This window comes from Oleiphilus sp. HI0123 (assembly GCF_001635315.1).
In genome coordinates this window covers 1-12,324 of sequence record NZ_LWGE01001051.1, presented here as the reverse complement: position 1 = coordinate 12,324, position 12,324 = coordinate 1, and the positions used below count along the sequence as shown (strand labels likewise).

General features: G+C 45.5%; 10 protein-coding genes. 7 read left to right on the top strand and 3 right to left on the bottom strand.

Going from position 1 to position 12,324, the window contains the following annotated elements; all coding sequences use genetic code 11:
• Positions 1–218: 218 nt before the first annotated feature.
• Together A3761_RS09510 and A3761_RS09505 are read right to left on the bottom strand one after the other, a co-directional pair.
• Complete coding sequence (locus A3761_RS09510; RefSeq protein WP_068638133.1) at positions 219–2,099, bottom strand: TonB-dependent receptor; 1,881 nt, start codon at positions 2,097–2,099, stop codon at positions 219–221.
• 15 nt (positions 2,100–2,114) lie between these two features.
• Positions 2,115–2,393 (bottom strand): hypothetical protein, encoded by a 279-nt coding sequence (locus tag A3761_RS09505; RefSeq protein ID WP_068553444.1) that lies wholly within the window; start codon positions 2,391–2,393, stop codon positions 2,115–2,117.
• A gap of 244 nt (positions 2,394–2,637) precedes the next feature.
• On the opposite strand from A3761_RS09505, the gene ybeY reads away from it, so the two are divergent.
• The 7 genes from ybeY (at position 2,638) to A3761_RS09465 (ending at position 11,119) form a co-directional block, all read left to right on the top strand.
• The gene (gene ybeY / locus A3761_RS09500) at positions 2,638–3,156 is read left to right on the top strand and encodes an rRNA maturation RNase YbeY (RefSeq protein ID WP_068506684.1); all 519 of its coding nucleotides are present in this window, start codon (positions 2,638–2,640) and stop codon (positions 3,154–3,156) included.
• A 19-nt stretch (positions 3,157–3,175) separates the two neighbouring features.
• A complete protein-coding gene (locus A3761_RS09495; RefSeq protein ID WP_068506685.1) occupies positions 3,176–4,057 on the top strand; it encodes an HlyC/CorC family transporter in 882 nt (293 codons plus the stop codon).
• Positions 4,058–4,142: 85 nt separating this feature from the next.
• Positions 4,143–5,687, top strand: coding sequence for an apolipoprotein N-acyltransferase (lnt, locus tag A3761_RS09490; protein ID WP_068506687.1), 1,545 nt, complete (start codon positions 4,143–4,145; stop codon positions 5,685–5,687).
• 156 nt (positions 5,688–5,843) lie between these two features.
• Positions 5,844–8,429: a leucine--tRNA ligase gene (gene leuS, locus A3761_RS09485; protein ID WP_068506690.1), complete on the top strand. Its 2,586-nt coding sequence runs from the start codon at positions 5,844–5,846 to the stop codon at positions 8,427–8,429.
• 84 nt (positions 8,430–8,513) lie between these two features.
• Positions 8,514–9,059 carry an LPS assembly lipoprotein LptE gene (gene lptE / locus A3761_RS09480; RefSeq protein ID WP_068506692.1) on the top strand — a complete coding sequence of 182 codons (546 nt, stop codon included), beginning with the start codon at positions 8,514–8,516 and terminating at the stop codon, positions 9,057–9,059.
• Positions 9,060–9,061: 2 nt separating this feature from the next.
• Complete coding sequence (holA, locus tag A3761_RS09475; RefSeq protein ID WP_068506694.1) at positions 9,062–10,075, top strand: DNA polymerase III subunit delta; 1,014 nt, start codon at positions 9,062–9,064, stop codon at positions 10,073–10,075.
• Between the two features lie 402 nt (positions 10,076–10,477).
• Positions 10,478–11,119, top strand: a complete 642-nt coding sequence (locus A3761_RS09465) for an endonuclease (protein ID WP_082865261.1) — start codon at positions 10,478–10,480, stop codon at positions 11,117–11,119.
• A 45-nt stretch (positions 11,120–11,164) separates the two neighbouring features.
• On the opposite strand, the gene A3761_RS09460 is transcribed toward A3761_RS09465, so the two are convergent.
• Positions 11,165–12,324, bottom strand: a 1,160-nt coding sequence (locus A3761_RS09460; protein ID WP_068750146.1) for a trans-acting enoyl reductase family protein, incomplete at its 5' end; no start/stop codon positions are given.

Sequence of the window (12,324 nt, the reverse complement as noted above, 5' to 3'; positions counted from 1 at the left end):
CGATGGACATTATCGTCAGCAAGCGCTTCAGAATGCTTTGGAAGAATTGAACTTTTTCGCGAAGGAGGTACGGATATTGGGTTCGTATCCGGCGCATAAGTATCGTCGGAAGCATGAGTTTGTGTGAGATTTTTGTAGGCGGCCCCGCCTTGTCTACTTCGGATTATTCCCATACATACAAAAAGCCTCATATGAGGCTTTTTTTGATTTCATTACGTTTAGAAGTTGCGAACTAAACGCAAACCAAAGGTTCTTGGTGGGTTGATGTCTTTGGTTACACCGACACTATCCAGGCTTAAAGGGCTACCAGGAAACTCTCGAGTGGAAGTTGAATACGCTTTATTCGTTAGGTTTTCAACGTAAACTTCTGCTTCCCACATTTCATCTGCACTCTCATAACCGAACCTCGCATTCACTAAAGCATAAGCCCCCTGATAAGAGGTTTCATGGTTCGGCGCAGTAAAGTACTGCTCATCCTGCCACGCATACTCCAAGCGGTAACTTAACGTACCACTTGGCAAGTCATGAAAGTACTGGCCAGCCAAACTAACTTTATGAGCTGGAGATGCAACCATATCATCCCCAGAAGCATCCTGTTCAGGCTGAGCAATCGAGCTATCAGCGTTTACAACTGGCGGAATGATATAATTATCATATTCTGCATTCAAAAACGCATAATTCATTTCTATCGCCAGGTTATAGGTTGGCATCCACTTATTTTCAATCTCAAGTCCAAAAATATTCGCTTCTGCAGCATTAGAAACATTCAATACACCTGGACTTGTAAACTCTGATACCTGCAAGTCCTGATAGTCGCTATAAAATAAAGCTATGTTTGAATGTAGTTTTTTATCTAATAGCTGGAACTTACTACCTATTTCGTAGGACCAAACCTTCTCGGGAGAATACTCTGGCGAAGCATCCGTCATGTTGTAACCGCCGCTTTTGAAACCGCGTTTGACACTGCTATACACCATCGTTCCAGAATCATATGTATAATCAAGCGAGAACGATGGGCTCCATGAGTCCCAAGAATTAGAGGGCGACGCAGAAAAATCTAATGTAGGATCTGCGTGATCATACACATTGTCAAATTCTTTTTCTTCACTGCTGTAACGCAAACCCAGAGTTGTATTCAGCCGATCCGTTATTGAGTAGGTTCCTTGCCCAAAGAGCGCATACGCCTGTGTTTCGTTTTTGGAGTCTACGACAACAATTGTAGAGTTAATGGCAGTGTCAGATTCATGCTCTTCTTGCAAATAATATGCACCTGCCACCCATTTTAGCCTGTCACCTTGATATTGAAGACGCAGTTCTTCCGAGAGCATATTCTGCTGCTCTTCATACTCTGTCACCAGATACACCACATCGCTACCATCTGTATCTTCCTTTAACTTGAGATCTAGGTCTCTATACCCTGTCAGAGAAACCAAGGTTAATTCAGGAGATATTTTTCGCGTATACTCGATTGAGGCGCCATAGTTTTTGCTTTCTGTATAGGGGTCAACATCATTGACATTAACCGACCATGGATCACTAGGAACTATTGCTCCTGCTGCTAATGTACCTGCTGCACCATCCGAGTTCACAAGCGTCGTCTTATAAGCCGCTGGATTCCTATCAATATCTGAATAATCTGCCCTTAACACTAACTCGCTTTTGTCATCGAGCAAAAAGCGCAATGCCCCGCGAGTCGCTAAAGAGTCGTCATCCAATAAACCATCAACACCTGTTGCAGCAGTATTCTTGACGTAAGGATCGTGATCGGTCTTAACAACAGCTAAACGGCCTAGAACCTTATCCTCAGAAATTGTGCCGTTTATCATGCCGCCTACGCTGCGAAAACTATACGAGCCAACTTCTGCGAATAGCTTACCGCTAGACTCCGCTTCTGGTTTTTTAGTGATCAGGTTAATCGTACCGCCGGTAGAGTTTCGACCATACAAAGTACCTTGTGGCCCACGCAGTATTTCGACTCGTTCAACGTCGAGAAAGTCTTCAAGAATTGAGGTTGTTCTAGATTGGTAAACACCATCGACGTGAACGGTGACACTTGGGTCTGAACCAATAAAGTCCAGGTTACTACCAATACCACGCATGTAGAGCCGTGCAGACTAGCCATTATGTGTAAGGTTCAACCCCGGCGTTTGCATACGCAGGTCTTTGATATTTCCAATACCAGCATCGCTCATATCTTCTTCGGTGTAGGCCGAAATTGCTGCCGGTACTTCTTGGAGCTTCACCTCGCCTTCTTTGGTCCCCGTTACCGTCACATCCTTTAGTTTTAATGGCTGCTTTGCTTCTGTCGGCGAGTGTCCATCGGCCCAAGCCGTCGCTGACAATATAGAGCAAAGTAGAATGGAAGATGAGGTAAAAATCGGCTTGCGAGACATTTAAACTATTCTCTTAGATTTTTTCGCGACTACGTACTGGACATCCAGTAGATATCATTATTTCGTAGCTCGCTTTTTTATACTATTTATAGTCTTTTGACTATAGGATAGATCCGTAAAAATACCAGCCTCAAAGCGCTCTAGAATACTCACTACTATTTTTGTCCCACTGATGGAAATTCTGTGTTAACGTAGCACTTCGTTTCCCCAATATTATTTTCTATTTTCTGCGAAAAACGGATTTATGACTGCTATCGCCGCGATCGACCTTCAGGAAGCTTCTGAACACCCTCATATCCCAACGCTTTCCCAACTGAGTTTATGGGTTGATGCCGCTCTTAAAGCCTCACTTCATGATAGGAAAAAGCACGAACAAGAATATGAGCTTACCGTTCGTATTGTCGACAAGGAAGAAAGCCAATCATTGAATAGCCAGTATCGCGGCAAAGATAAACCCACTAATGTTTTGTCTTTTCCTTTCGAAGCGCCAGCCGAGATTGAGCTTAACCTTTTGGGCGATTTGGTAATCTGTGCCCCTGTGGTAGCAAAGGAAGCAGCGGAACAGTCGAAGCAAGAAATAGCTCACTGGGCTCATATGGTGGTTCATGGCACTTTGCACCTGCAGGGCTACGACCATATCGAGGACGATGAAGCAGATATGATGGAGGCGCTTGAGGTGAAAATTCTGGCTGAACTTGGCTTTCCAGACCCTTACACTGAGATCGTCGAAGATGATACTATTGCAAACCACGATACAGCATAGGATTCGCTAGAAAACGTTTATGAACGAAGATAACTCAAAACCTCCGAGTAGCCAGTCAGGCCATAGTAAAGCCAAGCAAGAACATAAAAATAGTTCAAAAGGCTGGTTTGAAAAACTCACCCAGGCTTTTTCAGATGAGCCTGCGTCGCTGCGCGATATTATGGATATTCTCCGTACCGCAGAAGACCGAAACGTTCTCGATGCTGACTCGCTCAGTATTATCGAAGGCGCGATGCAAGTCACCGACATGCAAGTTCGCGAAGTGATGATTCCCCGCTCCCAGATGATTACCGTACGCGCGACGCTTGAGCCTGAAGAGTATATGCATAGCATTATCGAGTCTGCTCACTCACGTTTTCCGGTTATTGGCGAGTCAACTGACGATATTATCGGTATTTTGCTTGCTAAAGATTTACTGCCCCTAGCGATAAAAGGACAACTTAGCAAAAACAAGATTTCTGAGGCTTTACGGCCAGCGACGGTTGTACCTGAGAGCAAGCGATTAAATCAGCTTCTTAAGGAGTTTAAGCAAAACCGTAATCATATGGCAATTGTTGCCGATGAGTATGGCGGTATTGCCGGGCTTGTAACGATTGAAGATATTCTTGAGCAGATCGTGGGCGAGATCGAAGATGAGCACGACATCGATGACGAAGCGTTAATTAAGCCTCTTACTGATGGCGAGTATAACGTAAAGGCCATCACCCCTATTGATGAATTTAATGAGTACTTTTCAACGGAACTGCCAGATAAGGAATTCGACACCATTGGAGGCCTGATTCTGAAGAAGTTCGAACGCCTGCCCCGCCGCGGTGATACAACTCTTATGTATGGCTTTAAAGTAACAGTACTTAATGCTGATAACCGAAGCATTCGCTTGGTGAAGATAGAGAAGAATTGATATTCCAGCGGTTTCAATGGGGTCAGACTCGATTGAAACCGCAATATTTTCAATCGAGTCTGACCCCATTGAAATTTGACACTCCATGAACCTATTCCCGTCTCTGCCCAAGCCCTTAATTTTCATTTGCCTGTTAGTAGCCGGTGCACTGCAAACCTTCACACTTGCCCCATATGGCTTATGGCTACTAGGCCCTATTTCGATTGCATTGATACTACTTTGCACGCAAGCCTTAAAACCTTCAGGCAAAGCCGAGAAAGGTTTTTTGTATGGTTGGATATTTGGCTTAGGGCTTTTTGGTTCAGGCGCTTCGTGGGTTTACGTTAGTATTAACACCTATGGCAATGCGCCACCAGTGCTTGCAGGTGGCTTAACTGTCATTTTTGTTGCTGGCTTGGCCCTGTTTAGCGCTTTGAACTTCTGGCTCTACTTCAAACTACGCGGTGACAACACATTAATAAACAGCTTTTTATTTACCGCGATATGGGTCTTGGGTGATGGTTTTCGGACTGTATTCCTAACGGGTTTCCCCTGGCTATTTTTGGGCTATTCGCATCTTGAGTCACCTTTAAGCGGTTGGATCCCGGTGATTGGTGTACACGGGCTTACCTTCATTGTTGCACTAAGCGGCACCGCTTTAGCCTTGTTGTTAGCTTCTGATACTAAGCAGCACAAGTTCGGTTTACTCGCTTTTGCACTGATCTTCTGGATTAGCGGGCCTGCATTAAGCACCATTAACTGGAGCCAAAGTAAAGTTAGCAATACTGAAGATTCTAAAGATGAGCTCAGCGTCGCGCTGATTCAGACTAATATTCCCCAAGAACTTAAATGGCGACGTTCACAAATTCCAAAAACCTTAAAACTACTCGAGACCATGAGCGAGCAGGCCTGGCAGAGTGATGTGATTGTTTGGCCAGAAACGGCGGTGCCCAGGTTATATGACCAGGCCCTTCCATTTTTGAATGTAATGTCTGAACTGGCGAAAGCGAATAATAGTAATATTTTCAGCGGCATCCCCTTTCGACACATCGATAGAGAGAGCGGTCGCCAGGTTTACCACAACAGTATTGTTAGTCTTGGTGCGCGTGAAGCAGAAGGCGAAAGTATCTACCATAAACAGAAATTGGTTCCCTTTGGGGAATATGTTCCGCTGGAAGATTTATTGCGTGGCCTGATCGACTTCTTCAACCTACCCATGTCTGACTTTCGAACCGGTGCAGAAGACCAAGCCTTGCTAAAGTCCTTCGACTATCAAGTGGCGCCATTTATTTGCTATGAAGTGGTCTACCCTGATTTTGTTGCCAAGCAGTCGGCCGACGCAGATTACCTGATCACCATCAGTAACGACAGTTGGTTTGGCACCTCGATAGGCCCGCTTCAACATTTGGAAATGGCGCAGATGCGTGCTGCTGAAAATGCCCGCTACATGGTGCGCGGCACCAATAATGGGGTTAGTGCGATCATCGACGAGCGCGGAAAGATTACAGCCCAAAGTGAGCAATTTGTACAAACGATTTTGTTTTCTAAAATTCGTTTACTGGAAGGACGCACACCTTTTTCACACACTGGTTCCACTCCCCTATTTTGGTTTTGTGCTCTGCTCGTTTTAGTACTAAGAGTCAGGCGCTGAAAAGCATCAACAGAAGCGTGAAAAGCACCGTAATCTAGGCTAGAATAGCCGGCTGGTTTTAGTCGGCTTGATGCTTTATCCATCTTTAAGCGCCAAGCTTCTAAAAAGTACCTTATTTTTCACTCTTTATAAAAACACGCGACATTGAAGACTCTCATGCAAGAACATTATCAACCGCAGCAAATAGAAGAAAAAGCCCGTAAATTTTGGCAAGACAACAACAGCTTTGCTGTCACTGAAGACGAAACAAAAGAGAAATACTACTGCCTGTCCATGTTCCCTTATCCGAGCGGAAAACTACATATGGGCCACGTGCGTAACTACACCATTGGCGATGTTGTTTCTCGCTATCAGCGCATGCAAGGCAAAAACGTAATGCAACCAATGGGTTGGGATGCTTTTGGTCTTCCTGCAGAGAATGCTGCGATCAATAACAAGGTAGCACCTGCCAAGTGGACCTACGAAAATATCGAATACATGAAGACTCAGTTGAACGCACTGGGCTTTGGCTACGACTGGAGTCGCGAACTGGCGACCTGTCAGCCTGAGTACTACAAGTGGGAACAGTGGTTCTTCACCAAGCTTTACGAGAAAGGTTTGGTTTACAAGAAGAACGCAACCGTCAACTGGGACCCTGTCGACCAAACTGTTTTGGCAAACGAACAGGTTGTTGATGGCCGCGGCTGGCGCTCTGGTGCTTTGGTCGAGCGTAAAGAAATTCCACAATGGTTTATCAAGATTACTGATTATGCTGAAGAGCTGTTGGCAGATCTCGATCAGTTAGATGAGTGGCCTGAGCAGGTCAAAACCATGCAGCGCAACTGGATCGGCCGCTCTGAAGGTTTGGAATTCTCATTCGACCTAGCAGGTCGAGATGACAAGCTAAGCGTTTATACCACTCGCCCAGATACTTTAATGGGTGTGACCTACGTTGCAGTTGCTTCCCAGCACCCTCTTGCTCTTGAAGCGGCAGGGAATAATGCTGAGGTGAAAGCCTTTGTTGAAGAGTGTAAGAACAACAAAGTCGCTGAAGCAGATATGGCGACGATGGAGAAAAAAGGTATTCCAACCGGCTTTACTGCTATCCACCCAATTACGGGCGAAGAAGTACCTGTTTGGACGGCTAATTTTGTCTTGATGGATTACGGTTCAGGTGCGGTTATGTCGGTACCGGCTCACGATGAGCGTGACCATGAATTCGCCAAGGCTTTCCAGCTTCCTATCAAGCAGGTGATTGCGCCGGAAGACGGCAACGACATAGATGTACAAGAAGAAGCTTTTGTTGAAAAAGGCGTATTGGTGACTTCAGGTGAATTCACCGGCCTAAGCTCGGCAGAAGCCTTTGATGCCATTGTTGCCAAGTTCGAAGCGCTAGGCACTGGCAAAAAGCGTATTAACTATCGCTTGCGTGACTGGGGTGTTTCTCGCCAGCGTTACTGGGGCACACCTATCCCGATCAAGAATCTTGAAGACGGCAGCGCGATTCCTGTTCCTTTAGATGAGCTGCCTGTTGTACTGCCTGAAGACGTTGAGCTGAACGGTGTCACCTCACCTATCAAGAGCGACCCGGAGTGGGCAAAGACGACTCATAATGGTCAGCCTGCACTACGTGAAACAGATACCTTCGATACCTTTATGGAATCGTCTTGGTATTACGCACGTTACTGTTCACCTCAGTCTGCTGACAGCATGTTAGACCCAGGCGCGGCAAATTACTGGCTGCCTGTAGACCAATATATTGGTGGTATTGAGCACGCTATTTTGCACCTGCTTTATGCGCGCTTTTTCCACAAACTGTTACGAGATGTCGGCTTGGTAAATTGTGACGAGCCGTTCAAGCGTCTGTTATGCCAAGGCATGGTATTGGCTGAAAGCTTCTATCAGGAAGACGATAAAGGTGGCAAGATCTGGATCGCGCCAGCTGAAGTCGATATCGAGACGGACGAAAAAGGCAAAACCATTAGCTGCAAGCGCAAGTCTGACGGTAGCGAAGTGTTGTCTTCTGGCATGAGCAAGATGTCGAAATCTAAGAACAACGGTGTTGACCCACAAACCACCATCGACCAGTTTGGTGCTGATACCGTTCGTTTGTTTATTATGTTTGCTGCGCCTCCTGAGCAATCATTGGAATGGTCTGACAGTGCGGTTGAAGGTTCAAACCGTTTCCTTAAGCGTATCTGGCGCCAGGTGTATTCTCACGTTTCTCAGGGCGATGTGGCTGCACTCGATGTTGCCAGCTTGAACAAAGAGCAGAAAGCGCTTCGCTTAAAAACGCATGAAACGATTGCTAAAGTAAGTGACGACGTTAGCCGCCGCTTAACCTTTAACACAGCAATCGCGGCTATTATGGAGCTAATGAATACAGCCTCGAAGTTTGTTGATGTCAGTGAGCAAGGCCGTGCGGTCATGCAGGAAACGCTTGAAACCGTTACTTTACTGCTTGCACCAATCACGCCTCATATTTCACATGAGCTATGGGAAACCCTGGGCCACAAAGACGCAGTTATCGGCGCGGGCTGGCCAAGTGTTGACGAGAGCGCCTTGGTTAAGGCTTCGCAAACGATCGTTATTCAGGTGAATGGTAAAGTAAGGTCCAAGCTTGACGTGCCTGCTGATATCAGCAAAGAAGCAATGGAACAAACTGCTTTGGATGATGAAAACGTTAAACGCTTTACAGATGACAAGACCGTTCGTAAAGTAATCGTTGTACCTGGAAAGCTGGTTAATATCGTTGCGAACTAGGCAACGATAGACCTGTTCTTTCCTCCTTAATATCGCCCCTCGCTTAAAGCTTCGGGGCGATTATTATTTCAGTGAGAGCCTTATATGCCACGTAATAAACTTTTGATCATCGTAATGATCATGCTTTTTAGTTTGCTGTCGGCATGCGGTTTCCAGCTTCGTGGTTATTCTGAACATGACGCTCCTAAGGGCTTTTCCAGTATAAAACTCGACTGCCCAACCACTCGTGCTTGGCAGCTTTGCCAAACACTACGCCAAAAGTTGATGCTGAATAATATTAGCTTTGATGACAATGCTCAGTATCGGCTAGCTATCTCCCCTATCGAGCAAGAGTCTCGTACCTTGTCGCTGCAAAGCAATGCTTCAACCGCTGAATATGGGCTGAGCTCTAAAGTAAGTTATCAATTAGTTCTTCAAGAGAGCGAAGAAGTACTCGCTGAACAGGAAATCGTCGTTCGTAATAGCTATCGCCACCAGTCCTCTGCACTATTATCAAAAGAGCGCGAGCGCAGTGAGCTACAGTCTGAACTTAGCCAGCGCATTGCTTCAGAAATATTCCGCCAGATAGATGTCGTAAATAAACAAACGCTAACTACCAGCGATTCCGGCAGTAACGAGGGCTCTGAGTAAGTATGCGCATCAAAGCTGAGCAACTTGAGAATGAGCTGAAAAAAAAGCTCTTACCGCTTTATTTGGTAACCGGTGACGAGCCACTATTGGTTCAAGAAGCTTTGGACAGCATTCGTCTGAACTGCAAAAAACAAGGCTTTGATGAGCGAAAGATTCTGGAAGTTGACCGCAAGTTCGATTGGACCAGCTTAAACGAAGAAGCTAACACTCTGTCTTTATTTGCAGAAAAGACACTAACTGAACTTCGACTTGGAAAATCTAAACCCGGTACCCCCGGTGCAAAAGCCTTTCAACAATATTGCGATAATTTGCCAGAAGATAAGATTTTACTGATCTGCGCCGATAAACTCGATGCTTCCACACTTAAAAGCAAGTGGTGTAGCCGACTTGATCAGACTGGTGCCATCATTCAAATATGGCCAATCAATCTACACGAGATGCCGCGTTGGATAGCTCAACGAGCCAATAAAATGGGCTTGAACTTAGCTCGTGACGCCGTTTCACTTTTGTCTGATAGATTAGAAGGCAACTTACTCGCTGCACAACAGGAGCTTGAGAAGCTTAAGCTTCTTCACCCTGACAGCAGTGTCGAAATTTCTACTGAAGATGTGTTGGAAAGTGTTTCAGATGCTTCTCGCTACGATGTCTTTAACCTTACCGACGCCTGTTTGACCGGAAAGGCCAAGCAAAGCGCAAAAATCATCTCCCACCTTCGCCTTGAAGGCGTAGAAGTCACCTTTGTCTTGTGGGCTTTAAGTAAAGAGATTCGCTTACTACTGAATTTGTCTCATGCCCTGAGCAAAGGTCAGCCATTGCCGGCATTATTCAAACAACATCGTATCATTCAAAAACGCCAGGCAGGTCTGTCTGCCGCCGCACAAAAGCACAGCCCTCAAAAGCTATTGGGCCTTTTAGATCAGTGTAAGAAAGTCGATGACCTGATCAAAGGTGTCGAAAAGGGCATTTCCCCTTGGGACGTGTTGACTGATATTACCTTGGCAATTGCTAAGGGATAAAGCCAAAGGTAGGCGGGGCCTCTGTCCGCGCGAACGGAACCACCAGGCTATCTGACACTCCGAGGAACGACCTGCGCCCCGGGACGGGCCGCCTACAAAATTCTCACATTCGAAAACTCATTTACGAAGATGCTTTAATTTCCATAGATAAGCTTTTGAAAATAAAAAATAACAAAAGCACAACAAAGCATTATAAGTTCTTTAGCGCACACTCTTTATCACAAATAAACATTAAAGCCTCTTTCCGATCGCTGTTTTTACAATGTTTTTCAGAATCTAACATTTTTAGCTCACTTATAAGGGGGCAGCGCTCACTTTTTATGCTAACGTCAATTATAAGAATCATATAAGTTGTTAAGCAGTCTTCTTTTACTACCAATAGCTTCACCGAGGTAAACCTGAATGCGCTTAAAACGCAACAAACAAATATGTAGCGCGATAGTTATCGCTATCAGCTGCTTGCTATTAAGTTCAATAGCGGCAGCTGATTACAAATCAGTGATTAAGGATAAATTTTGGGGCGCCATTTATAAAAATGGCGGGCAGACCTTTTTCTGCAAAAAGTCTTTCTCAAAGAAAACACCGCTTCTCGCGGTCAGCCATATTTACCCAAGCGCTCAAGTACGTGACCACCTTCAATGCGGAACTAAACGCCAGTGCCTTCGTTCAGACGATCGCTATATGGAAATAATCTCTGATTTGCATAATGTTGTTCCGGCTGACTCTTACTTTGAGTTTAAAAGAAAAGGCGCAAAGTTCGGCAACTTAGAAGAAACGATTGAGGCCAATAATTGCGGCATTCGAAAGAAGTTACACATTATTGACCCACCTAACGAGCTCAAAGGGGATATTGCCAGAATTCTGTTTTATATGAAGGCTAACTATGACCTACCCTTGCGTACTCATATGTCTTTATTAAAACTATGGCATGAGAATGATCCACCAAGCCCGGAGGAAGTCTCACGTAATGCGATTGTGGCTGAGTATCAGGGCAATGAAAATGAGTTTATCTCCAACCCATCTTTAGCTTATAACATTGATTAACTGCATCGTCGGGTTAAAACCCGACTTACCCTGAACTCAATAACCTTAGGGCTCGATTGAGAAGCCTAGACCAGCCTTTTCTTCTAGCCTATGCAATAAGGCATCACCCATTGCTGTTGAGGGTGTCAACACTCCGCACATCTTCGGCAAGTGTTTCTTATCCAAGGCTAAACAGGCTGCACTTTCACCAAGCATTTTAGAAGTAGAACCATAACCTGGGTCTCGGTCACCTGTAACCTTGGCAACCAATGTTCGGTCATTCATACGGCCAATTACACTAAAGGTGAAGAAGCCAGCTTCACGCTCTGCTTTATTTGGCCCTTCACCAGGTTCAGGGAAAAAGCGATTAATTGTATTTTTATACCAAGACCCCGGCTTACCTGCCATCATCAAGCCTAAGGTCAATAAGCCAGCATAACCTTTGGCTCTTCCAGTAAAGCCTTTGCCGCTCATCATCGCTTCATCATAAAGGAAGTCTTTTCCATACGGGTAAGACTTCAAAGCATGAGAGCGTCGAACAACACGCGTATTTATTGCCGCCATGATGAAAGGCATGATCCAAGCTTTTAGGTCAGAGTCGTATTTAACGCTTTGCATATCTGGCTTATCAGGGCCCGACATTTCCCCCTGAGGGTTCAAACCATAAGGGTTGAAGATCACCTTCTTAACTTCAGGGTCTTTACTCGCTTCGAGCATCACATTATTCATGCTGGCAAAGGTACCGCCACTCATCGCCCCTTTTGCAGCTTTTAAGCGCATCTTGATATGGTAGCAATATTCGCCATAGTGATGTTTTGCTTCACGCTGAAGAAAGTACACACCCATGTCGGAAGGAATCGAGTCAAAACCACAACAATGGACAATCCGGCAACCGGCTTCTTTTGCCGCTTTGTGGTGCTTGTCGATCATGCGACGAATCCATTGCGTCTCGCCGGCCAGGTCACAATAGTCAGTGCCGTTCTCGACACATGCGGCGACTAATTCGTTTCCATATTTAGCGTAAGGACCGACCGTTGTGCAGACGACTTTAGTACGTTTTGCCAGTTCATTCAGGCTAGCCGTATCGTGGCTATCGGCGAGAATAAGAGGAATGTTATCGTTACCTAAGCCTTTTCGAACTTCTTCAAGCTTGGTTTGGTTGCGTCCAGCCATTGCCCATTTTAGTTCGCCATCGAGGCCGTAGGTATTTAGATAGTATTCGGCAA